Below are 26,966 nucleotides of genomic sequence, written 5' to 3' on the forward strand. Positions count from 1 at the left end.
GTCCTGTCCCATCATGGTCCCGTCGATCTCGCTCATTCGCCCGTGCCTTCGTCCTTCGCGGTGTCCACCCTCCCAGCGGCCGCAGATTGCGCTCCGGCAAGAAGGCCGGATCGGCGCCTCAATACAGACCCGAACGCCCGCAGGCAAGCGCCCGCCGACACAGGCCCCATGATCGGGCGGATCGAGCCCGCTTCCGTGAAGTGGAACCCGAGCCGCCGGCGCGCCAGATAGCGCGCGCTGAAATAGGTGAAGGTGACCCCGAGCAGAGTGCCCGCGATCACGTCGGACGGATAATGGGCGCCGACCATGATCCGGCTGAAGGCCGCCCAGAAGGCGACCACGCCAATCAGCCAGCGCCAGGCCGGGAAGATCAGCGCGAGAGCCATGGCAAGAGCCCCCACCGTGGTGGAATGTCCGGAGGGGAAGCTGGTATGCGCGCCGTGGAAGATGAAGGGCTCGAAGGCGACAGGCCCGAGCTCTTCATAAAGCTTGGGTCGCGCACGGCCGAAGCACCATTTCAGCACGATGGCGAGAAGACCGGAAGCGGCCACCGTGTAGAAGAGAAAGCCCAGATAGGTCCAGGCCGCCGCAACGCCCATGCGCAGGCGGAAACGCAGACGCCGGGCCTCAAGGGTGAGAAGTGCCAGGCAGATGACCCCGGTGCTGATCAGGATCCAGTCCGACTTGCCGATATCCGTGAGCGCCGAGAAGGTGTTGCGATACTGGGGCGGCAGCGACCGCAGCCAGGGCGTGGACGGAATGTCGAGCAGGACGATCGCCAGCCCCACGGTCAGGAGGGCGAAGGCGACAATGTCCTGCGGCCTGCGGCCCGGGCGAAGCGGCTTGTGCTCTGCCCTGCGCGCCCGCACCCGGCGACCGGACAGGAGAGCCCCCACCCGGACAAGGTTTCGCTTCATCCGGGACGGGATGTCCCTGGCGGCAGGCAGCAGAGGCGTGTCGAGATCGTTTCGGTCCACGGTGCAGTCTTTCAGTCCATGTTTGGGCAGTGGTCTCGGTCGGCGTGCTGGCCGACAGCCCGACGGCCGTCAGTTTGCCGGAGCAGCGTCTGGGGCCGGAGCAGCGTCTGGGGCCAGAGGCGCGTCTGCGCCAGACGCCTTGCCGGAACCGCTTGCAGCCCCAACGGCACCCGCCCGGTCCTCGGACTTCTCGACCGTCGAGGCCGAGGCGCCGTAGAGGGCAAGATCCAGCTCGTCGCCGCCATTGATGTTCAGGCCCTGTACCCTGCCGAGGAGGACAGGCACAAGACCCTTCGTCGGCGCCTGGGCGAGAAAACGGTCTTCCTGTGTGGCATCTACCACGGAAATGCGGCAGGCGCGGCTGCCAGCCACGTCACCGGCGAGGAAATCCGCATTGGCCTCCGGTCCGACCAGAAGCGTGTCGGTGCCCTGCAGGAAGACGAAGCTCGGTTCATTGAAACCGGTCGAGGCCACCTGCGGATCGGCACAGGGCGTCACCCGGGTAATCTCCGCGACGAGACGCGGCGACACCCAGATCGGCGACAGGGCCGGACCCACATAGCCCCAGAAGCCGAAGGCCACGAACAGGGCCGCGCCGATCGAGGCGGGCAGCGCCTTGAGCGGTGCCCCTTTCAGGATCTGTCCGGCACCTGCAAGCGCGAGACAGGCCGCGATCACCACCAGCACGACACCGGGGGGCGAGGGCCAGACACCAAGCGCCAGCGGCCCGGCCAGGGCGACAACCGCCAGCCCGACCGGCGGCAGGGCCAGAAGCACGGCGGCAACCCAGGACAGCCTGCGGGATCCGCGCACCTCGCCAGAGGCAAGAGCGCCGGCCCCGGCAACAAGCGCGACGGCCACAGGCAGTGCCAGTGCCGGCAGCAGCGGCATGGTGTAGTGCGGCAGCTTGGTCGCCACCAGCTCAAAGACGATCCAGGACGGCACGAACCAGGCGGCGCAGAACCGCACCAGCGGGCTGGCCCGTTCCCGCCAGATCGTGGACAGCGACAGCAGCGCATAGGCAGGAAGCGGCCAGAAGATCGCGAACATCACCGCCAGATGGGTGAAGGGCGGCGCGCCATGGCCTTCCTGCCCCTGACCGACCTTGCCCAGCAGATCCTTTCCGATGGCCTCCCGGAAGAAGGCCCCGTCGGTTGCAAGGGTAATGGCCACGAACCAGGGCAGCACCAGCAGCACCAGCCAGATCACACCGGGCAGCGGCCGGCTGCGGGCAAACCACGCGGCCTTGCGTTCCAGCGCCATGAGCGCCAGCACCGTCAGCCCCACGACCATGGGCGCCACCGGCCCCTTGATCAGGACGCCGAGCCCGAGCCCGGTCCAGAACAGGAAGGCCAGTCCATTGGTCCGGCGTCCCTCGCCTGCCAGCCACAGACGGGCAAGCGCGCCCTGCGCCAGCAGAATGGCGGCAAAGAGCGCCGCATCGGTCTTGGCCAGCCGCGCCTCGACACCGACGATCACCGCACCGGCGACGAAGAGACCGGCGATGAGCGCCGCGGGCGGCCCAGTGAAGGCGCGGGCGAACCAGTAGGCCATCTGCACCGCAAGCACGGCGGCAATCAGGGACGGCAGGCGATAGACCCACAGCGGCGCCGTGGCATCATGGCCCGTCAGCTTTACAGCCGCGACTTGCAGCCAGTAGATGCCGACCGGCTTCTTGTGCCGTGCCTCGTCCTGATAGCGGATATCCACAAAGTCGTTGCGCTCCAGCATCTGCTTGGAGGCCTGGGTAAAACGGGGCTCGTCCCGGTCCAGCGGCGGCACGGTCATCTGGCCGGGGATGAAGAGCAGCAGCGTCAGACCTAGCAACAGCAACGGCGCCAGCCCGTCATGCCCCAGAAGCCGCAGCCACCAAGGTCGTGCGACGTCAGCCCTGCCAGCGGCGCGGCCTCCGGTCGCAGCCGTCGCGGCAGGGGATGCTTCAGCCTTCGTGCTCTCTTCCGCCGTCACTGGCTATCGTCCTTCGTCAGATTGTCACATGCCCGGCGTAAAGCCCCGGGCCAGACGTTTCCCTCTACAGGACCGGACGGAAAAGGGAAACAGCTGCTTGCGCTTCCGCCCCTTCAGGCTATCGTCGGACGGCCTGTTCCAGAGGCTTTTTCCCAGCTCCGACCCGTTTCAGAGACCCAGACTTCTCCATGACCATTCTTGCCCAGATCACCGACCTGCACCAGCGGCCGAACGGCCTGACCTGTTACCGGGTCAGCGACACCAACATGCTGGCCGAGCGCGCCATCAATGCGCTGATGGCCCAGACCCCGCGCCCCGACGCCGTCATCGTGACCGGCGATCTGACCGACAAGAGCGACCCGCGCGAATATGCCCAGGTCCGCCGTCTCCTGAAGAAGCTGCCCATGCCGGTCTATGTCATCCCCGGCAATCACGACGGCAGCGCCGACATGGCCCGCGAACTGGCGGAGTTCGCCCCCGACAACGTCGGGCTCGACGGCAAGCTGCATTATGTGGCCGAGGTGGGCAAGCTGCGCCTGATCGCCCTCGACACCCATGTGCCCGGCAAACCCCATGGCGAGATCGGAACGCTTCAGCTGGAGTGGCTGGCCGGTGAGCTCGCCGCCTCCGACAAGCCGACGGTGGTCGCCCTGCATCATCCGCCCATCCCCACCGGCTTTGCCCACATGGACCGCATCGGCCTCGTCGATGCTGCCGCCCTTGCCGAGGTGCTGCGCCCCCACGCCCATGTGGAGCGGATCATCTGCGGCCACGTGCATCGACCGATCATCGCCAGCTTCGCCGGCAAGACCCTGACCATCGCCCCGGCCACCGGGCATCAGGTGGTGCTGGATCTCGACCCGGAAGCCCCGGCCCAGTTCAACTTCGACCCGGCCGCCTATTATCTTCATGCCTGGATCGAGCCCTTCGGCCTCGTCACCCACACCGCCTATGTGGAAAATCATGAAGGCCCCTTCCCCTTCTGGGCCGATGAGGGAGTAAGCTGGGGCGGTTGACCGCCCACCGCTTCCAGGAGACCCAGATGGCAGACGATCACCGGACCTTGCTCGCGCGGAGCCACCCCGCCGATGATCTGATCCCTGGCCTCCCCTGGCGAAAGGCCACGAACCTGTCGGGCGCCGGGCACCCCGGCGCTCGAACCGGGCAGAGCCTTGCCGCCTGCGTCTCCCGGAGGGGGCTGATCGCGGCGGGCGCAAGCCTGCTGCTGGCCTCCTGCGCCGGGCTTCCCTTCGGCGACATGGCTGAGGACGGCCCCAGTTTTACGGTAATCCCGGTCGACCAGTCTCAGGTGCTCGCCCTGATCAACGCCTATCGCGCCGGTCACGGCCGCGCTCCCTTGCGCGCCAGTCAGGCCCTCGTGTCCGTCTCCGCCGACATGGCCCGGCGAATCGCCGAACAGGACAGCATGGACACCTGGGCGCACAGCCGCTTCGGTCTCGGTCAGCGGCTGGCCGACGCCCGCTATGACAATTATGCGGCGGCCGAGAACCTGGGCGCCGGTTATGCCAACCTGCCAGCGGCCTTCGACGGCTGGAAGGGCTCGCCCGGGCACAACAAGAACCTGCTCAACCCCTATGTGACGGAAGTGGGTGTCGCCTCGATCGACCGCTCAAACGGCAAATGGCGCCATTTCTGGGTGATGACCCTGGGTCGTCCGCGCCTCGACGGCCGCCCGGAACTGGTTCCCGGCTATTCCTGAGCCGGCCCGCTGCCGGGGCTGGGGATCCCCCCCCAGAGGCCCCCGAGAGGCCCGAGAGAGGCCTGGGAAACGCCCCGGAAACGACCATGACACCCGGCAGAACCCTGGTCAAAAAAAGAGCGGATCTCCGAGGAGATCCGCCGCAGGTAGGTTCCAGAGACCCCTTTCGGGGAAACCGGCAATCGCCAGTGAGAACGCCGCTCCAAAACTGGAGTATTATTCTCAAGTATTTTCTAGCCCAGGGAATCACACCCGTCAACACCCCAACTGGCACCCCGAAGCACCACCCGCACGCAGCACGTTCGCGACGCAACCGCGGTCACCTCCCCCGCTCCTGAGAGATCGCCCGCCACCCACAGCAGACAGCCCGGCCTCGCCCCCGGAGCAACGTTGCAAAGACGGCGTCGGAAACGTCGCGTCATGCTTGTCTTCGCGGTGCTTGCCCGGCAAACATCTTGCCTCCGCAACGTCGCGTTTGCGATGTTCTCCGCAAAGGGATCAGGTAACACTGGATATATGGAAAGAAATCGGAGATACTTCACTTCTGTTCGCGATCACGCATCGCAGGTCTGGTCGGCACCATGCGCCGTTCCACTTGTGGATACCGGGCTGAAGCAAGCTCACGAACGGCACTGAAGGGCTTTTTGGCGCAAAAATCCGGTAAAAATACCAGATCAAGCCCGAGAAGCCGCTCCGAATTCAGTTCGGCCGCTCCCCTGGCTGTCAGGGCAAGTGACCGAACCCATCGAGGGAGAACTCGAACATACCGATCGCTGTCATGTCGGACGCGGTTGGCGAACTGGAAGGGGCCGGACTGCGATATGGGCCATCGCGGCGCCGGCACATCGACCGCCACGGACTTGCGCGAGATCTTGCCGGATACGGCGAGAGGTCTCCGACCCTCGGAGATCAGGGTGCCAGAGCGTGGCCATGGTGGGACATCCGGAGCAGAGCATCTCCGGCATTCCGCGGATCCTTTCGCGCGTCTCGTGCTTGTGGGCATGGCAAGGACTTTCGTCCGGAGACGGCGCCGAAGACTGCGGAATCCGGTGCAACCCTGCAGCACACCCCGGGCATCCTGCCGTGTGGCGACCCCTTTTCGTGCGCCGACCGATCAGACACTGACGCAGGATACGCCCCGGCAGATTGCCGAGGGACGCCGGGGATTGCCAAATCCCTTGCAGCCCCTCCGCCATCGGCGCCAGAACGCCGGACTGCCGCTCCGTTCCCGCATCAGGGCCCAAAAGGGTCTCGCGAAGAACGAGCCGGGCTGGATGCGTAGCCTGTTGCACAGGATCCCGGGACCGGGGATCCAGCGGAGGACGGCCCTTGGCCGCGCCGCAGACCCTACATCTTGAGTGGTACATACCATGTCGAAAGGCGAGACGAACGTTTTCGAACTGGCACACGATCATCAGTCCCGCATCTCACCGGATCTTGGCGAGGGCCATCTCCGCCCGGATCAAGGAACAGCTGCCGGCGCGCCCGAGGGGCGACGCCCCTGCGAGGCGACCGGGCCAAACCTCGCGGCGCTCTCCGACGCGGAAAGCCTTCGCCGGATGATCAGCTTCACCAAGCGCGAAGCTGAGATGAAGGATCGAACCTTCTGCGCCTATCTCCTCGATCTGGCCCTCAGCGCGCTCGACGAGGACAGCGAGGAGATGAACCTCGCCCTGCGGGCCCGCATCACCCCCATGCCCGACCTGGAGCGGTCCAGAAAGCCCCGGCGCGCCAAATAGGCGCGCCTTTTTTCTACTCAGGTTTTGGGCGCCAAATAGACGCGCCTTTTTTCCGGCCAGGTTTCTGGACGCCAAACAGGCGGGCAGAACTGTGCCCGGCCTTCGGGACAAGAAATAGGCATGCCGTTAGCGGCCGGAGTCCCGCGCGCCAAACAGGTGGGCCATCCTTCGAGCCTCTCGAAATGGGCACCCTCACGGTCGTCATCCCCGGCTTGACCGGGGATCTACTCACCTCCTGAGCGCCCGAAGCGGCCCCGGCCCGGTGCACAAGGAAGGGACCTGTCGCGGCGTGGAATGGATCCCGGATCAAGTCCGGGACGACGACGCAGAGGTCGCTGACCCTCCGAAAGGCTGCCCCCCCGCTGGCAATGTCCCTCCACCGTCATCCCGGGCAAGCGACAGCGCGACCCGGGATCGGCGAGCCACAGAACTCTCAGTTGAGGCCGATTGATCACTTGGCCCAGCGGCTCACCGGCCCCGGATCTCCGTTGGGCTGCGTCCGGGGTGACGAAGGTGATGTTGGGGAGCGGACTGCAGACAGGCCCAGCATATCAGGCGCGGAATACGGCCCATCACTCCCGCACCCCTGGCTTGGGTGCGTAACAATTTCGGAAAATCGTTTCCGATACAGATTCTTGAAAATCAGGATGGCGACCCCGGCAGGATTCGAACCTGCGACCATTCGCTTAGAAGGCGAGTGCTCTATCCAGCTGAGCTACGGGGCCTTTGTCCTGGCGTGCCTGAGGCGCGGCACGAACGTGATGCGGCCTGACGGCGGCCGCCACCCTTCCGGGGAAGAGCAACCGCCACGCCGGTCGTGGGCAGCGGACCTCAATGGGTCCAGGGCGTCTGCCGGTCGAACTTGAAATTGTCCGAATAGGAGGCGCCGCGCACGACCCGGTCCCGGGGCTCTTCGACCCGGTGCGGAATGCCGTTGCGCCGGGCATAGGCAATCGCGTCTTCCTTGGTCTCGAAGGTCAGGCGCACCTGGGCCTTCATGTCGGCGGAAGAGGTGTAGCCCATGAGCGGCTCCACGGAGCGCGCCATTTCCGGCTCGAATTCGAACACCCAGCGTTGCGTCTTGGCCTTGCCGGATTGCATGGCGGTTTTCGCAGGACGGTAGATGCGTGCAACCATGGTGAGACACCTTCAGAATGGATGAACCCCGCCGCTTGCGCGCCGGTTCCTCTGGATCATGCTTTTTCCCGTCTTTGCGCCATAAGTCAACCGGAGATCCGGATCCAGGCTGCGCCTCCCCGCCATTTTGCCCATCAAGGACTGTACTTACGAAGAATGCGGTATGGGCATGGCCCCCTTTTCATGGCAGGGTCGGCGTCAGGTGAAGGGCCCCTGTCGAGGTCCGCAACCGGCCGGTGCATTGCCCTCCCGCCTCACGGGATCGGAGATGCGCCGTCATCTTCCGGAGGCCGCAACCCGGCCGCAGATCCAAACAGAAGAACAGAGCGGTCCCATGTCTCTGCCCCTCCAGTATCCGCCAGAGGCCTACCGGCACGAACATGCCGTCGTGACCCCGCACGAGGTGGAACAGCTCCTCAGCCGGATCGAGGATCAGGGCCTGCGGGACATGTGGGACATGATCCTGTCCCTCGACTACGAGGTGGAGAGCGCCTATGAGCTGAAATGCGAAGAGCGTCGGGAGTTCTGCGGCATCATTTCCGTGTTGCTTCAAGCCTTTGCCTGACGCCCTCCCCCCATTTCGGCCCTTGCGGCGTTCCTCTGTCCTGCCTTCGATGACCCAGCACATCTTCACCAAAATCGGCACCAAAGCCATCGAGCGCGGCCTTGCCGACCCGCATCTTTCCGCCTTCCATGAAGCCGTGATGTCCGGACCGGCCCCTATCGCCGACCGGCTGCGCGATCACCTGCCCTATCTCAGCCTCTGCTCGGACAGGATGACGGACGGCGCTCCGCCGCCGATTTTCTATGTGGGCAAGCGCGCCAGCCAGCGCACCCTGTTCGGAGACGACTGGGCAGATCCGGAAGCCGGAAGCCTGCGCACCCCGGATATCGCATTGGAGGAAGCCTCCGCAGAGGGCTATCGGGTAGCGCTCGGCGGCACCCCCTATTACGGCTATGGCCGCACCACCATGCGGCTGGACGGACGCCGCGTTGAGGTCGCCTTCGAACGGCTGATCATCGCCCTGCGGCCCAATTCGCTCTCCGACCGGCGCTTTTGCGCCTATTTCGGCGTGATCCAGCACCTGCACCGGGACAAGTAGGACGAAGCGCGGCGGCCGAGGCCCGTTCGGCCATCGCGCAACCCCGGCAAGGCGTTGTAACGGCGAGTGACGGTGGCCGGACGCGGGCTCCGTGGGCGCAAAATGCGTCACAAGGGCTAACGATCACCAGCCGCAGACTGGAACAGACCACGTCAAGACACTGAAAATGAAGGGAGAGTGGTCGGGGCAGCAAGATTCGAACTTGCGACCCTCTGGTCCCAAACCAGATGCGCTACCAGGCTGCGCTATACCCCGATCCGAAGTGAGGACGGTTTAGCCCCCGGGACCGGGAGCGTCAAGGGCGAAGACCCGGCCCCGCGCGCCTTTGCACGGTTCCCTTCCGCGCCGGCCTCGCCGGAGAGCCCCTCACTCGCCCGGCGCAAGATCGAAGGCATCGGAGACCACCAGGTCCCCCTCCCCGAAGCCGAGCCGTTTAGCCGTGCCCGCCAGCACCTCCAGCACGTAGCGCGCAGGCCCGTTGGAGGGGATGATCCGCTCGGAGAAGGGCTCGGTTCCTGCCGCCACCCGCAAGATGCGGCGGTCCTCGCCGATGAAGATGATGTCGAGCGAGAGCGGCGTGTCCTTCATCCAGAAATACCGGTCTCCGGCGCTGGCAAAGAGGAAGAGCATGCCCTGATCGGCGGTGAGATCGCGCCGCTCCATCAAGCCCCGCGCCCGTTCCTTGTCGGTGCGCGCCACCTCCACCTGAAAGAGATGCCGCGTCTCGGGCGTATGGATCTCCAGCGGAAGACGCAGGGTTTGCGCATCCGCCGTGGCGCTCAAGGCCTGCTGCGCCGGTTCCGTCGCCAGTGCCGGACGAAGGACCGGCACCGATACGCCTGCCACCAGCGCCAGCATCAGGGCGACGCGCGTGAAGCCTGCAAGACTATGCCCCGCCCTGTTCCGCTCCAGGGTTCCAGCCCGAAACCTCGCCCTGCCTTGGGCCTTGCCCTGAGCGTTGCCTCGGGCTCTGTACTCGGCCTGGATCTCTGGGCAGCGCGACCGGCTTGCATCTTCCCACATGGAAACTCTCCTTCGGCCTGAGGGGCAAAGACCTGATCCCGACCGCATCACGGCCAAGGGCTTCTCAATCGCCTGCCAGCGCGGCAAGAGCAAGGCAGGACCCCTGCCCTGGCCGCCCTGGGTAAGCCCGATCGGGACACCAGACAGACGAAAGGGGCCACAAGGCCCCTTGAAATCGCGTGTTTTCCGGTCGGGGAGCGTCGCTCCCGGTCCGCCCCCGCCCCGTCTGATCAATGGGACGAGGGAATATGCGTTCCCGCGCCGGTCGGGCGGATTTCGGCAGCCATGCGCCCCTTGGGGCCGGTCCCGAAGCGCACCAGAACCTCTTGCCCCGGACGCAGCTCGGCAATCCCGAAACGGCGAAGCGTTTCCATGTGGATGAAGATGTCCTCGGAGCCTTCGCCCTGGGTGAGGAAGCCGAACCCCTTCACCCGGTTGAACCACTTCACGGTCGCCATCTCGAACCCGGTCTCGGCCACCACCTGCACATGGGTGCGCGACGGCGGAAGCTGGGACGGGTGAACGGCGGTGGATTCGTCCATGGAAAGGATGCGGAAGGCCTGCAGGCCGCGCGGCCGGTCAAGGACCTCGCAGACGACACGCGCACCTTCATAGGCGGTCTGATAGCCATCGCGCCGCAAACAGGTGACGTGGAGCAGGATATCGCCCTCGCCGCTGTCCGGCACGATGAAGCCATAGCCCTTGGCGACATCGAACCATTTGATCGAACCCGCAATCTCGATCACATCGACGGCAACATCGTCCGTCGCTTCGATCATGCGGGGGTCCGTAAGCGATTTAGCCCCCATGTCCGATTGCCCCGCGTTTCGTTCGCACCACTCAACCAGGGAGCGTTTCAGGATCAGACGAAACGCGACTCAGGTTGATTCCTAACAAAAGGATAACACCGCACCGGCACACCGGAAGAGGAATTGTCCCGGTTCCCCACAAGCGATTTAGGCCGCTAGGTCACTTTCCCCGGGTCAAGGTGCGAAAATGTCTCAGCTATCGACGTGCGCACGCTGACCTCGGCAAGGTGATCGAGTGGTGTCGCTTCCCTGTTGATAAGGATCAGACGGGCGTGGGCGCGCGCCGCAATCACCGGAAGCTGCGCTGCGGGCTGCACCAGAAGCGAGGATCCGATGACCACGAAGACATCCGCCTGCGCCGCAGCCTCGGCGGCCCGCCGAAGCGCTGCCTCCGGCATGGCCTGTCCGAAACTCACCACCGCCGCCTTGAGCAGACCGCCGCAGGCCGCGCAGACGGGATCCTGGTGATCCGCCCACACGTGTCGCGCCTGCTCCAGCTCGGCCCTCTGCCCGCAGTCCAGGCAGGTCGCATAGGTGGAATTGCCGTGCAGCTCCACCAGACACTCCTCAGCGACGCCAGCGCGCTGATGCAGCCCGTCCACGTTCTGGGTGATCAGCAGCTCCAGCCCGCCGGTGCGGCTCAACCCGGCGAGCACCCGATGCGCCGCATTGGGTGCCGCCCGATCGAAGATCTCCTTCATCTCGAACCGGCGGCGCCAGTCCTCCCGGCGCTGATCCGGATCGGACACGAAGTCCTGAAAGGTCACAGGCTGCATGCGCGACCACAGGCCGCCGGGAGAGCGGAAATCGGGAACCCCGCTCTCGGTGGAAATGCCCGCCCCGGTCATCACCACCAGCCGGCCGGCGCTCCCGCCGAACAGGTCGCGGAGGACCGCCTGTGCCTCCGTCAGATTGACAATCTCGTCCATGTGCCGCCCTTCGGCCCTCTGATCTTGCGCCCGCCCCTCGCCATTCCGGCCCACGACCTTATATGCTTCCCGCCAGCAAAAAAGGAGGAATCGTCCATGCGCTATCTTCACACCATGGTGCGCGTCACCAACATCGAGGAGTCCCTCGATTTCTATTGCAACAAGATGGGAATGACCGAGGTCCGACGGATGGATCACGAAGCCGGCCGTTTCACCCTGATCTTCCTGGCCGCGTCCGAGGACGTGGACGCCGGTCGCGACGTGAAGGCTCCGCTGCTGGAACTCACCTACAACTGGGACCCGGAAACCTATTCCGGCGGCCGCAACTTCGGTCACCTGGCCTATGAAGTGGACAATGTCTACGAATTCTGTGCCAGCGTTCAGGCCAAGGGCGTGACCATCAACCGTCCGCCGCGCGACGGCCGCATGGCCTTCATCAAGTCCCCGGACGGAATTTCCTTCGAGATCCTGCAGAAGGGCGAGGCTCTGGCCCCGGCAGAACCCTGGATCTCCATGGAAAACACCGGCACCTGGTAAGCCGCCCGAGCATCCCGGGCCCGCTGGCACCACCGGCGGGCCCCACCGATGGGTCTGAGCGGTGGGCCTGACCGGTGGGCCGATGCCGATTGCGGCGCATTTCCACGCATTTGCGCCCCTCGTCCCGAAAGTTTTGCACAGGCAGGAGTGACGGGGAAGATTTCGTGAAAAAGCCTCTTGCGGGGTCCGGAAATTCTGCCTATAAGCCTCTCCACCGACGCAGCAGCGTCGACAGTGCGCCCATCGTCTAGCGGTTAGGACGTCGCCCTTTCACGGCGAAAACAGGGGTTCGATTCCCCTTGGGCGTACCACTTTTCTTCCGAAGCTCGTGCAACAGCGCGGGCTTTTTTGTTGTCTTTTTTCCGGTTATCGCTTTGAATTGCCCGATATTTCTCGGTGTCCAAGACCATTCTTCTATTTAGCCGCAGGCGCACGAATGATTTTCCAACCAGGTCTATTCCGCTGCGTTCTCGCAGCCATGGTCGTTGCCAGCCATCTGTCAAACTATGAAATAGGCAGGCCTTCTGTATTCATCTTTTTCGCCTTGAGTGGCTACTGGGTGAGCAAGATGTATGCAGAAAAATATGCGCCAAACTACGGCCTGAGAACATTCTACATTTCTCGCTTTCTGCGCATCTGGGCGCCGTTTGCAGCCGCAATGTTGATTTTTGGTGTCATTCTGAGTTTTACATCCTCGACCGATCAACCAATTTCCGCGATGAGTTTCCTCCTCCTTGGGATAGCATCTACAGATGCCGACGTCTTGGGCGTATCATGGTCTCTAGATATTGAAGCGCAATTCTATCTCGCGCTTCCGTTGATCGTTCTTGGCATGAGCAAGTCTCCAATCCATCCTCGATCGGGAACTTTGGCGATCGTGGCGCTTTTGACAATGTGCGGCATAGCACTTTCAGAGTATCTCGACGTCGAGACTGCCCTTTACTATGCGCCATGCTTTGCATGCGGCATCTGGATCTATCGATCTGGCTTTGCACCCAGTTCTCGCTCGGCATGGGCGTCCCTCGGTCTTTTCATTGCCGCCGGGCTGCTGACCTACGCGAGCAGCCCCTACCGCCCCTTGCTTCTTAAGGATCAAGACCTCGCTTTTTCGAGCGATGTCTTCCTGATGCCCTGGACCATTCTCCTGACCCCCTTCGTAGCCTGGAACGTGCGTCAGCAAAGCTCCCCTCTCGATCGACACCTTGGAAACTTCTCATTCTCTCTCTACATCATTCACTGGCCAATCATTTCAATGATGAAGGAGCTGCTTGGACCTCTGGACAGCACCGAAAAGGTCATTGTCTTGTGCGTGATACTTGTGGTCTCCACCACTTTCTATCTGTCGGTCGACCGTCCACTCGAGGCTTTGCGCGAGCAGGTCGTACGACGTGTTTCCCGGACTGAGCGACGGATCTCGACCTGATCAACGCGCAACCACTCCACCGCGACCTTGAAGCATCAAATTCACTGAGTTTAGTCTTGCCATGAAAATTCGAACCGCAACGCCCGAGGATGTCGATCTTCTGGTCTCCTGGGCCGCACGCGAGGGCTGGAACCCGGGATCGGACGATGGCGCGGCCTTTCTTGCCGCAGACCCTGAGGGTTTTCTGGTCGGATGTCTGGAAGCCGAGCCGGTGACCGGCATCTCGGCCGTCCGCTACGGCGACGACTTCGGCTTCATCGGCTTCTACATCTGCGCGCCCGACCATCGCGGTCAGGGCCACGGCCGGGCCCTGTGGACCGCGGCGATGGATCGTCTGGGCAACCGCACGGTCGGCCTCGACGGGGTCGTCGACCAGCAGGACAATTACCGCAAGTCCGGCTTCACGCTGACCCACCGCAACATCCGCCAGAGCGGGCTCTCCACGGTGGACGCGCCCGCCGATCCGCGCCTGACGCTTGCCGGCAAGGGCATGCTGCCCGCGCTGCGCGCGATGGACAGGCAGTTCTTCGGCTTCGACCGGACAGCCTTCCTCGAGGCCTGGCTGGACCCGATGGCGGACACCCGCAAGTCCTTCGCCGTGGTGGAAGACGGGACGCTTCAGGGCTTCGGCACCATCCGCCAGTGCGAGGACGGGTACAAGATCGGCCCGCTCTTCGCGCAGACGCCGGAAGTCGCGGACCTGCTGTTCCGGGCCCTTGCCGGGCAGGTGAAGGGCCAGACGGTCATCCTCGACACGCCTGAGCCCAACGCGGCCGCCCTGGCGCTCGCCGAACGCCACGACCTTTCCCCCGTGTTCGAGACCGCGCGCATGTATCGCGGTCAGGCTCCCGACCTGCCGCTGGCGCGGATTTTCGGGATCACCACCTTCGAACTGGGCTGAAGCGTGCCCTCAGGCGCGACTGGCCACCTCATAGGCCAGAATGGCCGCTGCCAGATCCTCAAGCGCCGCACCGACCGACTTGAAGAGCGTGATCTCCTCTGCGCTTCGCCGGCCACTCACATCGCCCCGGGCAAGCCCGAAGAGGTCGCCGCAGATCGCCTCGCGGGTGAGTGCGCCGCTCGCCAGCGGCTGGGTGATGTCGCCGCCTTCCTTCGTCGCCCCGGCAAGCGTGTCCACATAGACCTTCGCCCGGCGGACCGCCTCGTCATCGCTTTCCCGCATGGAAGGCTTGAAGGCCCCGACCAGATCCACATGGGTGCCCGGCCGCAGCCAAGCGCCGCGGATCAGCGGATCGATGGAGAGGGTGGCCGCGCTGACGATATCGGCCTGCCCAACGGCGCCTTCCAGATCGTCGCTCGCCTCCACGGCGACCCCGTGCAGATCTGCCATGCGCCGCGCGAAGGCTTGCGTGCGCTCCAGCGACCGGCCGCAGACCGTTACCCGGGTGATCGGCCGCACAGCCCGGTGAGCGGCAATGAGGTTCTCCACCACACGCCCCGTGCCCGCCAGCACCAGATGGGCGGCATCCTCGCGGGCCAGATAGCGCGCGGCAAGCGCGGAGGCCGCCGCCGTGCGGCGGGCCGTCAGCTCGCCCCCGTCGATCAGGGCCAGCATTTCCCCCGTCTGGCCCGACGACAGCAGCACCTGCGCCGCGATGGCCGGAAGTCCGCGATCCGCATTGCCCGGCACCACATTGACGATCTTCACCGCCGAATAACGCCCCGGCACCCAGGCGGGCATGAGCAGCAGGGTCGCATCCGCCTCGCCGGGCACAGCCATGTCATGATGATGGCGCACCGGCATCTCGCAGCCGGAAAGGAACATCGCATCAAGGGCGGTGATCAGGCGATCGAAGGGCAGCGCGTCGCGGGTCTGCTCGGCGGAGAGCAACAGCATGGGGAATGACTCCTTGTTCTTTCAAGGAGATGGTTAGCATGCCGGGGGCCTCTGGCAAGCCTGCGGCAGCATTCAGGTGGCGCAAATGCGAAAAGGCCGGCACCCATGGCACCGGCCTCCCCTTGTTTCATGCTGCGGTCCTGCCGTCAGATGGCCAGATACTCCTGGCGCAGCTGGGCATTGTCGAGAACCTCCTGAGCGGTGCCGTCGAAGACGACCTCGCCCATGTCGAGGATCACGGCCCTGTCCGCCAGATGGAGCGCCGCCACCGCATTCTGCTCCACGATGATCGTGGTGATGCCGAGCTCCTTCACCCCTTCGAGGATCCGCTCGATTTCCTGAACGATCACTGGGGCCAGGCCTTCATAGGGCTCGTCGAGGAGCAGCAGCTTGATGTCCCGGGCGAGCACCCGGGCAACCGCCAGCATCTGCTGCTCGCCACCGGACATGGTCACGGCTTCCTGACTGCGCCGTTCGGCCAGACGGGGGAAATGCTCGTAGATGCGTTCGATCGACCAGCCCTTGGGCTCGGCGATCTGGCTGAGCTCGAGGTTTTCCTGAACCGTCAGGCCCGGAATGATGCGCCGGTCTTCCGGCACCAGCCCGACACCCAGACGCGCGGCCTGATAGCTCTTCATCTCGTGCAGGGGCTGGTGGTCCAGCCAGATTTCCCCGTGGGTCAGGCGCGGATTGTCCATGCGGGCGATGGTGCGCAGGGTCGAGGTCTTGCCTGCCCCGTTGCGGCCGAGCAGCGCCAGGATCTCGCCTTCGCGAACGTCGAATCGGACACCCTGAACGATATAGCTCTCGCCGTAATAGGCATGCAGATCCCACGCCGAGAAGAAGGCGGGAGCCCCGCCCTGAGCCCGCACCGGCTTGATGCCCGGCGCGTCGCGCCCGTCGAACTGATTGTCCAAAAGCGTCATAGATGCGCTCCTCCCAGATAGGCTTCCTGAACGCGCGGATCGCCCTTGATGTCTTCCGGCTTGCCTTCGGCGATGATCGTGCCCTGGGCCAGAACGGTCACCTTCTTGGCCAGCGAGAACACCACATGCATGTCGTGCTCGATGATGACCTTGGTGATGCCCCGGTCGCCGATCCGCTTCAGCAGGTCGATGGTGTTGTTGGTGTCGGCGCGCGACATGCCGGCGGTCGGCTCGTCGAGCAGCAGCAGCTTGGGATCCTGGGACAGGCACATGGCCAGCTCCAGACGCCGCTTGTCGCCGCGCGACAGGCTGCCCGAGTGCATGTCCTTCTTCTCCGCCAGCCCCACGTCCTCCAGCATGTGGAGCGCCTTGTCGCGGACCTCCGCATCCCGGTCGAGACGGCGGAAGCCATTGAGGGAGAAGATCCCGTCGCGCTTGGCCATGGTGGGGATCATGACGTTTTCCAGAAGCGTCAGATCCGCAAAGATCTCCGGCGTCTGGAACACGCGGGACACGCCCACCTGGTTGATCTCGAAGGGCTTCATGCCCGTGAGCGAGATGTCGCCGAACATCACCGTGCCCGTGTCGGGCGCCAGACGGCCGATCATGCAGTTGAGGAAGGTCGACTTGCCCGCCCCGTTCGGCCCGATGATGGCGTGAACCGTGCCCTCTTCGACGGCAAAGTTCACGTTGTTGAGGGCACGCAAGCCGCCGAAGGACTTGTTCACACCCGAAACCTTGAGAATTTCCATGTGTGGTTTCCTTTACTCGGCAGCCGCTTCGACGCGGCCCTTGTCGGCGGCAGAGGGCTTGTCAGATCCCTTGAAGAGACGTCCCAGACGGGAAACCCCCTCCATGATGCCGCCCGGCAGGAAGATCACGATGATCATGAACAACACGCCCAGCGTCAGCTGCCAGCCCTCGCCCACGAAGAGGCTCATGAGGCCGACCACCGGGGTTTCCAGGAAGTCCGGCAGGAAGCTGAAGATGGAATGCAGGGTCTGCTCGTTGAAGGCCGAGAAGATGTTCTCGAAATACTTGATGAGACCAGCCCCCAGCAGCGGCCCGAGCAACGTGCCCGCCCCGCCGAGAATGGTCATCAGCACCACTTCACCGGACGCGGTCCACTGCATGCGCTCGGCCCCGGCCAGCGGATCGGTGATGCATAGCAGGGAGCCGGCGAGCCCGGCATACATACCGGAGATGACGAAGGCCGCCAGCGTGTAGGGACGCGGGTTGAGGCCGGTGTAGGTCATGCGGTTCTGGTTCGACTTCACGGCCCGCAGCATGATGCCGAAGGGCGAGCGGAAGATCCGCTGGGCGATGAAGAAGCCGGCGATCAGGATGACGGCGCAGAAGTAGAAGCCGGCATAGCCATTCATCTCGATCCCGAAGAGGGTGGAGACGAGGGCCCCCTCTGCCCCGTCCGCCGCATCGAAGATCCGCGGGTCGGAGCGCAGGACGCGCAGGCCGGTCTCGCCGTTGGTGATCGGGGTCAGCACCGAATAGGCCAGGTTGTAGGACATCTGGGCAAAGGCCAGCGTCAGGATCGAGAAATAGATGCCCGACCGGCGCAGGGACACGAAGCCGATGGCCAGGGCGAAGATGCCGGCGGCCACGACGGCCAGGATCACCGCCGGAATGGGGTTCATGCCCAGAAGCTTGAACGACCAGACCGCCGTGTAGGACCCGACCCCCAGGAAGGCCGCATGGCCGAAGGAGAGATAGCCGGTAAGCCCGAAGAGCAGGTTGAAGCCCGTCGCGAACAGCCCGTAGATCGCGAATTTCTGCAGGAGATCCGGGTAACCGGCGCCGATGGGCGCCAGCCAGACCGGCATGGTGAGGACGGCCGCCGCGAAGATCACGAAATAGACGAGATCGCGGGCGGGAGAGGTTCTTGCGCTCATTGTTCTTAGTTCTCCATGACGCCCTTGCGACCCATCAGCCCGCGCGGACGCACAAGCAGGATGACCACCGCAACGAGATAGATGATGATCTGGTCAATGCCCGGGAGAATGTCCTTGATCTCGTTCATGGAGGCGAAGGACTGGAGGATGCCGAGCAGGAAGCCTGCGGCAACGGCTCCGGGCAGCGAGCCCATGCCCCCCACGACCACCACCACGAAGGACAGCACAAGGAAGTCCATGCCCATGTGATAGTCCGGCGGCAGGATCGGCGTGTACATGACGCCCGCCAGGCCGGCGACGACCGCGGCAATCGCAAAGACGATAGTGAAGCGGCGCTCGATGTTGATTCCAAGCAGACCGACGGTTTCCCGGTCCGCCATGCCAGCGCGCACCACCATCCCGAAGGTGGTGAATTGCAGGAAGGCAAAGACGGCGGCAATCACGAGACCGGCAAAGACCAGATAGACCATGCGCCACACCGGATAGACGATGACGCCCGGATCCGTGCCCAGCATCAGGCCGATGTCGGCAGCGCCGCGCAGGCTCTCCGGAGCGATCTGCGGGATCGGATTGGCGCCGAACATGGTCTTGACGATTTCCTGGATCACGATGGCAAGGCCGAAGGTGACGAGGATCTGGTCGGCGTGGGGTCGGTTGTAGAAATGCTTGATCAGGCCGCGTTCCATGACGAAGCCGATGATGGCCATCACGGGGATCGCAAGCAGGATGGAGGCGGGAACCGAATAGTTGAGCAGCCAGTGGCCGAAGTCGCCGAGAAGCGCCTCCACATAGGGTTCGCGGACCTCGAGAGGCGTGCCCCAAGGGGTCAGCTTCTCCGGATCGATCCGGACCTGCTCCAGGCTGAGCAATTTGTTGAAGGTGATGGCACAGAAGGCCCCGAGCATGAACAGGGTGCCGTGAGCAAAGTTCACCACCCCGAGTGTGCCGAAGATAAGGGTCAGGCCCAGGGCGATCAGCGCATAGGCGCCGCCCTTGTCCAGACCGTTCAGCAATTGGAGAAGAAAGACATCCATCGGTATCGCCGCAGTTGACTGACTGAAAGCCCGCAGGCAGGGAACGGCCGCTCCGGAGAGCGGCCGTCATGCGGTTGGCAAGCGGAGATCAGACCCCGTTGTTGTAGGGGCCGAGTTCGCCGCCCAGCAGCTCTGCCGGGTATTCGACCTGGGCGCGCGGGGTCACTTCCACCACTTCCAGCAGGTCGTACTGCGAGGACGGGTTTTCCTTGCCCTTCACGACGAGCACGTCCTTGAAACACTGGTGGTCGGCGGCGCGATAGAGGGTCGGGCCGTTGCCCAGACCGTCGAACTCGAAGCCTTCCAGCGCCTTGCCCAGTTCGCTCGGCATGAAGGTGCCGGCGCGCTGCGCGGCGTCTGCATAAAGCAGGGCCTGGACGTAGCAGGTGTGCGCCGCCTGGCTCGGCGGGAAGCCGTATTCCTGACCGAAGGACTTGGTGAAGGCCTGGGTGCCCGCATCGGTGAGCTTCCAGTCCCAGCCGGAAGAGCCGAGGATGCCCTTCACGTTTTCACCGGCACCCTGTGCCATCAGTTCGGAATAGAGCGGAACGACGATTTCGAAGTTCTTGCCGTTCACCTGCTTGTCGCGCAGACCGAACTGCACGGCCTGGGTCAGGGAGTTCACCATGTCCTTGCCGTAGTGGTTCAGCACCAGCACGTCGGCGCCCGAGTTCAGCACCGGGGTGATGTACTGGGAGAAGTCGCCCGCACCCAGCGGGGTGCGCACGGCTGCAACCGTTTCCCAGCCCAGTTCACCGGTGTACTTCTTGATGGACTCTTCCTGGGACCAGCCCCAGGTGTAGTCGGCGGTCAGGTGATAGGCGCGACGGTCGGCACCCATGACGTTCTTCAGCACCGGAGCCAGCGCAGCGCCGGTCATTTCCGTGTTGAAGAAGTGGCGGAAGCCGTTGGCGCGCTTGTCCTTGCCGGTGGTGTCGTTGGAGTGGGTCAGACCGGCCATGAAAATGACGCCGGCTTCCTGGCAGAGCGACTGCACCGCGATGGCCACGCCCGAGGACGAGCCGCCGGTGATCATGATGGCGCCGTCCTTCTCGATCATGCGCTTGGCAGACGCGCGCGCCGCATCGGACTTGGTCTGGGTGTCACCGGTCACGAAGACGACCTTCTTGCCGTTGACGCCATTGCCCTGCAGCGCCTTGGACGAGAAGGTGTTCAGCATGCCGCCGTCGCCTTCACCGTTCAGGTGCTTGACGGCCAGCTGATAGGCGCGCAGTTCGTCGGCGCCTTCGTCGGCATAGGGACCGGACTGGGGAACGTTGAAGCCGAAGGTCACCGTGGAGCCGGTCGGCTCGTTCAGATATCCGGCCGACCAGGCCCGGCTCGTAAAGATCGTGGGGGTTGCCAGCGCCACACCGCCCAGCGCGCCGGCGCGCAGAATGGAACGGCGATTCAGCGGTTTGCGAATAATCGTCATGCTTTCCTCCCGAAAGGCTCACATAGCCTCGATGAAACGGCTGCACCTCCTCGCGCAGCGAGCCCTTGCCTCGAACCGCGCCCCACGTACCCGCCGGACCTTGCCGGACGGAACCAGGGGACGCCTCCTCGTTCGCAGCGCGTGCCTGAGCCGGATCCTAAGGAATTGAAGAACTTCTTCGCAATACGACTATCGGACGGTCAAAAATCAGTTTTCACGACGAAAAATCCCGGCTTCAACATTCGGATTCGCAAAGTAACTCAGAATTATTGCGCTGCAAAACTTGAGATTCAGCAATAGAACCCGTGACTTCCTCATGGTCATCCCGCATTGCAGCAAGGGAAGGATACCGCACTGCCGTCCAAGGACGCAGGAATACATACGAGCGCAGATCCAGACGGAAAGGTCTCGGCCCGAAGTTTGCGCAAGGATACCTGTCTTCCAGCGGCGGCCGTGCTAGGCTCCGGTCTCCATCCTGCGCCCTGCCCGCACCCGACGCCCATGCCCGACCGGATCCGCCAGCGGCCGCACCACACGATGAGCCACAGATGAGCCACACGATCACCACCCTTGACGCCCTCACCGAACTCTATGGCACGAGCAGCCCGGCCAGCCTCGTCAAGGTCAGCCCGCGGCTGACGGCGGATTACCGCCGCCTCATCGAGGCCTCGCCCTTCTGTGCGCTTGCCACGAGCGGCCCCGAGGGACTTGACTGTTCCCCGCGCGGCGATGCGGGCACCTGCCTGGTGATCGAGAGCGACACCACCCTCCTGATGCCCGACCGGCGTGGCAACAACCGCATCGATTCCTTGCGCAACATCGTGCGCGATCCGCGCGTGGCCCTGATGATGCTGATCCCGGGATCGGGCACCTGCGTGCGGGTCAACGGCCGGGCGGAAATCTCCGTCGAGCCGGACCTGCTCGAGCGCCTCGCGCGTGAGGGAAAGGCGCCCCGCAGCGTCATCCGCATCACCATCGAAGAGATCTATTTCCAGTGCGCCCGCGCGGTCCTGCGCGCCGGTCTCTGGGACGAGGCCGCCCGCGTCGATCCCGCAAGCCTGCCGACACCCGGCGCAATCCTCGCCAACATGACCGCCGGCGAGGTGGGTGGCGAGAGCTACGACCGGGAATGGCCGGAGCGCGCCGCGAAATCCATGTGGTGACGCCACGCTCCCACCTCGATGGGGCCTTTGCACCGGACCATGCCGCACGCTAGGCTTCACATCCCGGCGCACAGACGCCATATGCTTGGTCAACCGCGCGGCCTCCGCCGCCCCTGATTCCCGCCTTGCTCCCAAAGGATTGCGAAACGGTCATGACGACTTCCAACCCGCTTCTCGCCGACTGGACCACTCCGTTCGAACTGCCGCCCTTCGGCGCCCTCGAGCCCGAGCATTTCCGCGAGGCCTTCGATGCGACCATGGCGCAGGCCCGCACGGAGATCGACGCCATTGCCGATGCGCAGAGCGAGCCGAGTTTTGACAACACCATCCGGGCGCTCGAAATGGCCGGCGAAGGCCTGAGCCGAACCGCCCGCACCTTCTACAATCTGACCGGCGCGCACACGAACCCGGAGCTGCAGGCCATCGAGCGCGAGATGGCGCCAAAGCTCGCCCGCCACTCCTCCCAGACCTTCCAGAATGCCCGGCTGGCCGCCCGTATCGCCACCCTGTGGGACGCGCGCGACACGCTTGGCCTCGGCCGCGAGGAAGCGCGCGTGCTGGAACGCTATGCCACCATGTTCCGCCGGGCCGGCGCCTGGCTTGACGATACCGCGAAGGCGCGCATGGCCGAAATCTCCCAGCGACTGGCCACCCTCGGCACCAGCTTTGCCCAGAACGTGCTGAAGGACGAAGCGGAGTATCAGCTGGTTCTCGAGACCGACGAAGACATTGCAGGCCTGCCAGACTTCCTGCTCTCCGCGGCAGCCGAGGCCGCCCGCGAGCGGGGTCTTGAGGGCAAGTATGTGATCACGCTCCTGCGCTCGTCCATCGAGCCGTTCCTGCAATTCTCCACCAACCGGACGCGGCGCGAGGAAGCCTTCAAGGCCTGGACCGCCCGCGGCGAGAACGGCGGCGACACCGACAACCGCGCCCTGATTGCCGAAACCGTGGCCCTGCGCGACGAGCGGGCCCGCCTTCTCGGCTACGACAACTTTGCCGCCTTCAAGCTCGACGACAGCATGGCCGGAACGCCCGGCGCCGTGCGCGACCTGCTGATGCGGGTTTGGGGACCGGCCGTCGCCCGCGCCAACGAGGAAGCCGCCCGCCTGGAGGCTCTGGCCCATGCGTCAGGCGACAATGGCGATCTGGAGCCCTGGGACTGGCGCTTCTATGCCGAGCGCCTGCGCAAGGCGGAATATGATCTCGACGACGCGGAGCTGAAGCCCTACCTGCAGCTCGACCGCATGATCGAGGCCGCCTTCCACACGGCCACCCGCCTCTTCGGCGTGACCTTCGAGGAAAAGACCGGGCTGCCCGTCTATCATCCGGACGTGCGCGTCTTCGAGGTGAAGGATGCGCAAGGCCGTCACGTCGGCCTGTTCCTGGGAGACTATTTCGCCCGCGCCTCCAAGCGGTCCGGGGCCTGGATGAGCGCTTTCCGCTCCCAGCACCGGCTGAAGGGCGACGTGCCGCCGATCATCGTCAACGTGATGAACTTCTCCCGCGCCAAGCCGGGGGAAGCCTCGCTGCTCACCTTCGACGACGCCCGCACCCTGTTCCACGAGTTCGGCCATGCGCTGCACGGACTGCTGTCGAACGTCACCTATCCGGTGATCTCCGGCACCTCCGTCGCCCGCGACTTCGTGGAGCTGCCCTCCCAGCTCTATGAGCACTGGCTGTCCGAGCCGGAAATCCTGTCGCGCTTCGCCGTGCACTACAAGACCGGCGAGCCCATGCCCCAGGCTCTCCTCGACAAGCTCAAGGCGGCCGAGAACTTCAACCAGGGCTTCGCCACGGTGGAATACACCGCCTGCGCCCTGATCGACCAGGACATCCACACCCTTGCCGATCCGGCAGCGCTGGATGTGACCGCCTTCGAGAAGGACCGGCTAGCGTCCCTTGGCATGCCGAAGGCGATCGTCATGCGCCATCGCCTGCCCCATTTCGCCCATGCCTTTGCCGGCGACGGATATTCGGCCGGATATTACAGTTACATGTGGTCGGAAGTGATGGATGCGGATGCCTTCGCCGCCTTCCGCGAAACGGGCAATGTCTTCGATCCGGAAACCGCCGAAAAGCTGCTGACCCACATCTATTCCGCCGGCGGCCTGCCGGACCCCGCAGAGACCTACCGTGCCTTCCGCGGCCGCGATCCGAAGATCGACGCCCTGCTGGAAAGCCGCGGCCTCGCCGCCTGATCCGGAGCCCTGACATGACCCAGACCTCGACCGGCGCGGCCCCCTTGCGGGCCGGCGTCCTGTGCGCCGGCCTTGCGGGGGCGGCCGGTGTGGCAACGCTCGCCGCCGCCGCCCACATGGACACCACCGGCCTGATGCAGCAGGCCGGCCAGATGATGCTCTTCCACGCGCCGGCGCTGGCCGTCGCCGGCCTGCTGGCCACCCTGCGGCGGGCCCCGCTCGCAACCCTGGCCCTGGGGCTGATGACCCTCGGTCTGTTGCTCTTCTGCGGCGACATGCTGTCCCGGGCGCTGGCGGAAGACCGCCTCTTCCCCATGGCGGCGCCAGGCGGCGGGATCGCTCTGATCCTGTCGTGGATCACCCTCGGTCTCGCCGGGCTTTTCTCCCGCGCCCGTTGACGGCACTATGCAGGAATCACTGACCCGTCGCGCAAGGCTCGTCCCGCGACGGGCAAGGAGCCAGGAGACGGAGACATGTCCGCCAGCCTCAGGGCAGACGACGCGGCCGCAAGGGCCTCCGCCACCGGGACGCCGGCAAGCCCCGAGGTGACACCGGCCTATGTGCCGCCCTATCCCTATCGGCACCCGGCCCAGCCCTCGATCATCCAGTTGCTGGGTCTGGCCCGCAAGAACTTCCTCTCCATCTGGACCGAAAGCGACTTCTCGCGCCGTCTCGTCTCCCAGAAGGTGCTGCGCCGGGAACTCTTCCTCTGCAACGCGCCCGACGTGGTGCAGGACGCCTTCCAGACCCACCACGAGGAGCTGCAGCGCAAGAGCCCCCAGATGCGCCATGCGCTGGAGCCCCTGCTGGGCGACGGGCTCTTCATCAGCGACACGGAAACCTGGCGCCGCCGCCGCAAGATCGTGGCCCCGATCATCCACGGCTCCCGCGTGCCGGGCTTCGCGCCCATCATGATCGAAACCATCGTCGAGATGGCGCAGAAATGGGAGACCCGCGGCCCCGGCGCGGAAATCGATGCCCTGTCCGAAATGGCGCACCTGACGGCGGAAATCATCTCCCGCACAATCTTCGGCCGCACCCTTGGCAGTGCCTATGCCCACGAGGTGGTGGAGGGCTTCACCGCCTATCAGGCCCATATCGATCAGGTCGACCTGCCCGCCATGCTCGGTCTTCCCGACTGGCTGCCCCGGTTCCGAAACGGCAAGGTGCGGGCGGCGAAGACCCGCATCCTCGACGTGCTCGACACCATCATCGACAGCTACGAGGCGCAAAAGGAGCGCGGCGAGACCTCCGTGATCGGCGGATTGCTGGAAGCCCGGGACGAGGACGGCCAGCCGCTGTCGCGCGCCGCCATCCGCTCGGAAGCCGCCGTCATCTTCATGGCCGGTCATGAGACCACCGCCAACACCCTGGCCTGGTCCTGGTTCCTGCTGTCCCAGGCGCCCCATGTCCGCGACAGGCTCCATGCGGAGCTCGATACCGTGCTGGCAGGGCGCACGCCCGGCTTTGCGGATGTGGCCAACCTCCCCTTCACCCGGGCCGTGATCGAGGAAACCCTGCGGCTCTATCCGCCGGTGCCCGTTCTGGCCCGACAGGCCATGGAGGACGTGCAGGTGGGCCATCGCCACGTGCCCAAGGGCTCGATCCTGATGGTCGTGCCCTGGCTGCTCCACCGCAATCCCAAGCTCTGGGAGCGGGCGGACGAATTCGACCCGAGCCGCTTCCTGACCCGTGAGGGTCGGCCGAACAAATATGGCTACGTGCCCTTCTCCATCGGTCCGCGCATCTGCGCCGGGCTGCAATTCGGCATGGTGGAAGCGATCCTCAGTCTGGCCACCCTCGCCAGCCGCTTCGATCTGACCCTGAAACCGGGAACGGACGTTCAGCCGGTCTGCCGCCTGACCCTGCGCCCGGGGGAAACCCTGCCGATGATGCTGAGCCCGCGGACCGGTTCATGACTAACCGCCGAGACGTCCCGGCCGACGGACGCAGGCCGGGCTTCGAGCAGATTCCGATCGAGGAAACCCTGCCGTTCGAGCCCGCCGCGCCCCCGCTGGCGGACCTCTTTGCCGCAGAGCCCGCCCGCCGTCATGTGGCACGGCTCCACTGGCTGAAGCACCCGGTTCAGGGCGGCCTCAACCTCGCCTTTCACGCCGTCTTGCGCCACCTGCCCGTGACCTTCGTCTCCGCAGTCGGGGCAAGCCTTGCGCCCGTCTCGCGCCGGTGGCACCGGAACCGGGTCTTTGCCGCACGGATCCGCTCCAATCTGGAGGCACTCGCCGCCCATGGGCGGAGGCACGGCCTGGCGCTGCCAGAAGATGCACCCGATCCGCTGCTCGACCCGGACAACGGTCTCCATCGGCGCTGGTGGCGCAACATGGGCCGCAGCGTGGCGGAGTTCAGCGTTCTCAACCGGCTGGCGCGGCCGCCGCATCTGACCGTTTCAGGGGCTGAACATCTGGAGGCGGCCCAGGCGACAGGCCGTCCGCTGGTCTTCGTCTCGGTCCACCTCGGAACCTGGGAGGCCGTGATTGCCGCCACCCACACGGGGCCGGCCGGCCCCACGGTGGGCCCGTTTCAACCCGAGCCGAACCGCTTCACCAACCGGGTGATCTATCGCCTGCGCAAGGCGCGCGGCCAGTATCTCTTCCCGCCGGGGCAGAAATCCGCCTTCCGCCTGCACCGCCTGCTGACCGGACGGGCGGCGAACCTGATCATTTTCATCGATGAGGTGCGCGACGCGCAGGTTCACTTCCCCGCCTTCGGCCGCCCCACCACGCCGGGCGGCAACGCTCTTGTGGCGGTCAAGCTGGCCAATGCCGCTGAGGCCCTGATCGTGCCCGTACACTGCCTGCGGCGCGAGGGGGCCCGGCTCATGCTCACCCTCCACCCGGCCCTGCCCCGACCTGCCTCCGGCGCCTATGATCCCGCCGCCACCATCGCCACCCTGAACGGGATCTTCGAGCCTCTGATCCTGCGCCATCTGGCCCAGTGGTACATGCTCGCTGACTTGAGATATCCGAAGTTTCGACAGGGTGAGGCACCAGAGCGAAAACAGACTGCAAGTATTGACTAGTCAAAACTAACATATGCTCGGCCGATTCAGAGCAACACAAGCT

The 26,966-nt window shown here is 64.9% G+C and carries 25 protein-coding genes and 3 tRNA genes; 14 read left to right on the forward strand and 14 right to left on the reverse strand.

All coding sequences use genetic code 11. From position 1 onward, the window contains the following. Positions 1–32 precede the first annotated feature (32 nt). Entirely contained in the window at positions 33–977 is a 945-nt protein-coding gene (locus FR728_RS08080; protein WP_208998691.1) for a phosphatase PAP2 family protein, read from the reverse strand. Positions 978–1,046: 69 nt separating this feature from the next. After that, positions 1,047–2,810, reverse strand: a complete 1,764-nt coding sequence (locus tag FR728_RS08085) for an ArnT family glycosyltransferase (RefSeq protein ID WP_208998692.1) — start codon at positions 2,808–2,810, stop codon at positions 1,047–1,049. A gap of 323 nt (positions 2,811–3,133) precedes the next feature. On the opposite strand from FR728_RS08085, the gene FR728_RS08090 reads away from it, so the two are divergent. From FR728_RS08090 to FR728_RS08100, 3 genes are all read left to right on the forward strand, one after another. Next, positions 3,134–3,961 (forward strand): phosphodiesterase, encoded by an 828-nt coding sequence (locus FR728_RS08090; RefSeq protein ID WP_149892041.1) that lies wholly within the window; start codon positions 3,134–3,136, stop codon positions 3,959–3,961. A 26-nt stretch (positions 3,962–3,987) separates the two neighbouring features. Continuing rightward, positions 3,988–4,665, forward strand: a complete 678-nt coding sequence (locus FR728_RS08095) for a CAP domain-containing protein (protein WP_208998693.1) — start codon at positions 3,988–3,990, stop codon at positions 4,663–4,665. A gap of 1,559 nt (positions 4,666–6,224) precedes the next feature. Further along, entirely contained in the window at positions 6,225–6,404 is a 180-nt protein-coding gene (locus FR728_RS08100; protein ID WP_188318818.1) for a hypothetical protein, read from the forward strand. 648 nt (positions 6,405–7,052) lie between these two features. Here FR728_RS08100 and FR728_RS08105 read toward each other — a convergent pair. Together FR728_RS08105 and FR728_RS08110 are read right to left on the reverse strand one after the other, a co-directional pair. Next, positions 7,053–7,129, reverse strand: a tRNA-Arg gene (locus FR728_RS08105). 106 nt (positions 7,130–7,235) lie between these two features. After that, positions 7,236–7,541 carry an ETC complex I subunit gene (locus FR728_RS08110; RefSeq protein WP_149892042.1) on the reverse strand — a complete coding sequence of 102 codons (306 nt, stop codon included), beginning with the start codon at positions 7,539–7,541 and terminating at the stop codon, positions 7,236–7,238. Positions 7,542–7,875: 334 nt separating this feature from the next. Here FR728_RS08110 and FR728_RS08115 point away from each other — a divergent pair, with 334 nt between their 5' ends. Beyond that, positions 7,876–8,106: a hypothetical protein gene (locus tag FR728_RS08115; RefSeq protein ID WP_149892043.1), complete on the forward strand. Its 231-nt coding sequence runs from the start codon at positions 7,876–7,878 to the stop codon at positions 8,104–8,106. Between the two features lie 49 nt (positions 8,107–8,155). After that, the gene (locus tag FR728_RS08120) at positions 8,156–8,644 is read left to right on the forward strand and encodes a hypothetical protein (protein WP_149892044.1); all 489 of its coding nucleotides are present in this window, start codon (positions 8,156–8,158) and stop codon (positions 8,642–8,644) included. A gap of 178 nt (positions 8,645–8,822) precedes the next feature. Here the strand turns inward: FR728_RS08120 and FR728_RS08125 are convergent. The 4 genes from FR728_RS08125 to FR728_RS08140 all read right to left on the reverse strand — a co-directional run bounded on the left by FR728_RS08125 (position 8,823) and on the right by FR728_RS08140 (position 11,405). Next, positions 8,823–8,899 (reverse strand) — tRNA-Pro (locus tag FR728_RS08125). 111 nt (positions 8,900–9,010) lie between these two features. Then, positions 9,011–9,502, reverse strand: coding sequence for a DUF192 domain-containing protein (locus FR728_RS08130; protein WP_149892045.1), 492 nt, complete (start codon positions 9,500–9,502; stop codon positions 9,011–9,013). A 395-nt stretch (positions 9,503–9,897) separates the two neighbouring features. Then, positions 9,898–10,446, reverse strand: coding sequence for a cold-shock protein (locus FR728_RS08135; protein WP_377174735.1), 549 nt, complete (start codon positions 10,444–10,446; stop codon positions 9,898–9,900). A 185-nt stretch (positions 10,447–10,631) separates the two neighbouring features. Then, positions 10,632–11,405: an SIR2 family NAD-dependent protein deacylase gene (locus FR728_RS08140; protein ID WP_149892047.1), complete on the reverse strand. Its 774-nt coding sequence runs from the start codon at positions 11,403–11,405 to the stop codon at positions 10,632–10,634. A gap of 96 nt (positions 11,406–11,501) precedes the next feature. Here FR728_RS08140 and FR728_RS08145 point away from each other — a divergent pair, with 96 nt between their 5' ends. The 4 genes from FR728_RS08145 (at position 11,502) to FR728_RS08160 (ending at position 14,266) form a co-directional block, all read left to right on the forward strand. Next, positions 11,502–11,942, forward strand: coding sequence for a VOC family protein (locus FR728_RS08145; protein WP_149892048.1), 441 nt, complete (start codon positions 11,502–11,504; stop codon positions 11,940–11,942). Positions 11,943–12,178: 236 nt separating this feature from the next. Further along, positions 12,179–12,253, forward strand: a tRNA-Glu gene (locus tag FR728_RS08150). A 125-nt stretch (positions 12,254–12,378) separates the two neighbouring features. Then, positions 12,379–13,365, forward strand: coding sequence for an acyltransferase family protein (locus FR728_RS08155; protein WP_149892049.1), 987 nt, complete (start codon positions 12,379–12,381; stop codon positions 13,363–13,365). Between the two features lie 61 nt (positions 13,366–13,426). Beyond that, entirely contained in the window at positions 13,427–14,266 is an 840-nt protein-coding gene (locus tag FR728_RS08160; RefSeq protein WP_149892050.1) for a GNAT family N-acetyltransferase, read from the forward strand. Between the two features lie 9 nt (positions 14,267–14,275). Here FR728_RS08160 and lhpI read toward each other — a convergent pair whose 3' ends face one another. The 6 genes from lhpI to FR728_RS08190 all read right to left on the reverse strand — a co-directional run bounded on the left by lhpI (position 14,276) and on the right by FR728_RS08190 (position 20,525). Beyond that, a complete protein-coding gene (gene lhpI, locus FR728_RS08165; protein WP_149892051.1) occupies positions 14,276–15,223 on the reverse strand; it encodes a bifunctional Delta(1)-pyrroline-2-carboxylate/Delta(1)-piperideine-2-carboxylate reductase in 948 nt (315 codons plus the stop codon). A 146-nt stretch (positions 15,224–15,369) separates the two neighbouring features. Then, positions 15,370–16,149: an ABC transporter ATP-binding protein gene (locus FR728_RS08170; protein ID WP_149892052.1), complete on the reverse strand. Its 780-nt coding sequence runs from the start codon at positions 16,147–16,149 to the stop codon at positions 15,370–15,372. Then, positions 16,146–16,901, reverse strand: coding sequence for an ABC transporter ATP-binding protein (locus tag FR728_RS08175; protein ID WP_149892053.1), 756 nt, complete (start codon positions 16,899–16,901; stop codon positions 16,146–16,148). The genes FR728_RS08170 and FR728_RS08175 overlap by 4 nt, the downstream gene beginning before the upstream one ends. Before the next feature lie 12 nt (positions 16,902–16,913). After that, positions 16,914–18,056: a branched-chain amino acid ABC transporter permease gene (locus tag FR728_RS08180; protein WP_149892054.1), complete on the reverse strand. Its 1,143-nt coding sequence runs from the start codon at positions 18,054–18,056 to the stop codon at positions 16,914–16,916. Positions 18,057–18,061: 5 nt separating this feature from the next. After that, positions 18,062–19,090, reverse strand: coding sequence for a branched-chain amino acid ABC transporter permease (locus tag FR728_RS08185; RefSeq protein ID WP_149892055.1), 1,029 nt, complete (start codon positions 19,088–19,090; stop codon positions 18,062–18,064). Positions 19,091–19,178: 88 nt separating this feature from the next. Continuing rightward, on the reverse strand, positions 19,179–20,525 hold the full coding sequence (locus tag FR728_RS08190) for a substrate-binding protein (RefSeq protein WP_149892056.1): 1,347 nt from the start codon (positions 20,523–20,525) through the stop codon (positions 19,179–19,181). Positions 20,526–21,073: 548 nt separating this feature from the next. Here FR728_RS08190 and FR728_RS08195 point away from each other — a divergent pair. The 5 genes from FR728_RS08195 to FR728_RS08215 all read left to right on the forward strand — a co-directional run bounded on the left by FR728_RS08195 (position 21,074) and on the right by FR728_RS08215 (position 26,923). Next, positions 21,074–21,688, forward strand: coding sequence for a pyridoxamine 5'-phosphate oxidase family protein (locus tag FR728_RS08195; protein WP_149892057.1), 615 nt, complete (start codon positions 21,074–21,076; stop codon positions 21,686–21,688). A gap of 152 nt (positions 21,689–21,840) precedes the next feature. After that, positions 21,841–23,886 carry a M3 family metallopeptidase gene (locus FR728_RS08200; protein ID WP_149892058.1) on the forward strand — a complete coding sequence of 682 codons (2,046 nt, stop codon included), beginning with the start codon at positions 21,841–21,843 and terminating at the stop codon, positions 23,884–23,886. Between the two features lie 14 nt (positions 23,887–23,900). Then, entirely contained in the window at positions 23,901–24,284 is a 384-nt protein-coding gene (locus tag FR728_RS08205; protein ID WP_149892059.1) for a DUF423 domain-containing protein, read from the forward strand. Positions 24,285–24,359: 75 nt separating this feature from the next. Then, complete coding sequence (locus tag FR728_RS08210) at positions 24,360–25,805, forward strand: cytochrome P450 (RefSeq protein WP_149892060.1); 1,446 nt, start codon at positions 24,360–24,362, stop codon at positions 25,803–25,805. Beyond that, entirely contained in the window at positions 25,802–26,923 is a 1,122-nt protein-coding gene (locus tag FR728_RS08215) for a lysophospholipid acyltransferase family protein (protein ID WP_149892061.1), read from the forward strand. Before FR728_RS08210 ends, FR728_RS08215 begins: the two co-directional genes overlap by 4 nt. Positions 26,924–26,966: the final 43 nt, after the last annotated feature.

The organism is Roseibium aestuarii, from assembly GCF_008477545.1.
In the GTDB taxonomy this organism is placed as follows: domain Bacteria; phylum Pseudomonadota; class Alphaproteobacteria; order Rhizobiales; family Stappiaceae; genus Roseibium; species Roseibium aestuarii.

Excerpts from the sequence above, each read along its gene's own strand:
- FR728_RS08160 (WP_149892050.1), top strand. The coding sequence starts at position 13,427 with ATGAAAATTCGAACCGCAACGCCCGAGGATGTCGATCTTCTGGTCTCC.
- FR728_RS08155 (WP_149892049.1), top strand. The coding sequence starts at position 12,379 with ATGATTTTCCAACCAGGTCTATTCCGCTGCGTTCTCGCAGCCATGGTC.
- FR728_RS08210 (WP_149892060.1), top strand. The coding sequence starts at position 24,360 with ATGTCCGCCAGCCTCAGGGCAGACGACGCGGCCGCAAGGGCCTCCGCC.
- FR728_RS08115 (WP_149892043.1), top strand. The coding sequence starts at position 7,876 with ATGTCTCTGCCCCTCCAGTATCCGCCAGAGGCCTACCGGCACGAACAT.
- FR728_RS08140 (WP_149892047.1), bottom strand. The coding sequence starts at position 11,405 with ATGGACGAGATTGTCAATCTGACGGAGGCACAGGCGGTCCTCCGCGAC.
- FR728_RS08215 (WP_149892061.1), top strand. The coding sequence starts at position 25,802 with ATGACTAACCGCCGAGACGTCCCGGCCGACGGACGCAGGCCGGGCTTC.
- FR728_RS08185 (WP_149892055.1), bottom strand. The coding sequence starts at position 19,090 with ATGGATGTCTTTCTTCTCCAATTGCTGAACGGTCTGGACAAGGGCGGC.
- FR728_RS08190 (WP_149892056.1), bottom strand. The coding sequence starts at position 20,525 with ATGACGATTATTCGCAAACCGCTGAATCGCCGTTCCATTCTGCGCGCC.
- FR728_RS08195 (WP_149892057.1), top strand. The coding sequence starts at position 21,074 with ATGAGCCACACGATCACCACCCTTGACGCCCTCACCGAACTCTATGGC.
- lhpI (WP_149892051.1), bottom strand. The coding sequence starts at position 15,223 with ATGCTGTTGCTCTCCGCCGAGCAGACCCGCGACGCGCTGCCCTTCGAT.
- FR728_RS08180 (WP_149892054.1), bottom strand. The coding sequence starts at position 18,056 with ATGAGCGCAAGAACCTCTCCCGCCCGCGATCTCGTCTATTTCGTGATC.
- FR728_RS08120 (WP_149892044.1), top strand. The coding sequence starts at position 8,156 with ATGACCCAGCACATCTTCACCAAAATCGGCACCAAAGCCATCGAGCGC.
- FR728_RS08175 (WP_149892053.1), bottom strand. The coding sequence starts at position 16,901 with ATGGAAATTCTCAAGGTTTCGGGTGTGAACAAGTCCTTCGGCGGCTTG.
- FR728_RS08130 (WP_149892045.1), bottom strand. The coding sequence starts at position 9,502 with ATGCTGGCGCTGGTGGCAGGCGTATCGGTGCCGGTCCTTCGTCCGGCA.
- FR728_RS08205 (WP_149892059.1), top strand. The coding sequence starts at position 23,901 with ATGACCCAGACCTCGACCGGCGCGGCCCCCTTGCGGGCCGGCGTCCTG.
- FR728_RS08170 (WP_149892052.1), bottom strand. The coding sequence starts at position 16,149 with ATGACGCTTTTGGACAATCAGTTCGACGGGCGCGACGCGCCGGGCATC.
- FR728_RS08145 (WP_149892048.1), top strand. The coding sequence starts at position 11,502 with ATGCGCTATCTTCACACCATGGTGCGCGTCACCAACATCGAGGAGTCC.
- FR728_RS08100 (WP_188318818.1), top strand. The coding sequence starts at position 6,225 with ATGATCAGCTTCACCAAGCGCGAAGCTGAGATGAAGGATCGAACCTTC.
- FR728_RS08095 (WP_208998693.1), top strand. The coding sequence starts at position 3,988 with ATGGCAGACGATCACCGGACCTTGCTCGCGCGGAGCCACCCCGCCGAT.
- FR728_RS08090 (WP_149892041.1), top strand. The coding sequence starts at position 3,134 with ATGACCATTCTTGCCCAGATCACCGACCTGCACCAGCGGCCGAACGGC.
- FR728_RS08110 (WP_149892042.1), bottom strand. The coding sequence starts at position 7,541 with ATGGTTGCACGCATCTACCGTCCTGCGAAAACCGCCATGCAATCCGGC.
- FR728_RS08135 (WP_377174735.1), bottom strand. The coding sequence starts at position 10,446 with ATGATCGAAGCGACGGACGATGTTGCCGTCGATGTGATCGAGATTGCG.
- FR728_RS08200 (WP_149892058.1), top strand. The coding sequence starts at position 21,841 with ATGACGACTTCCAACCCGCTTCTCGCCGACTGGACCACTCCGTTCGAA.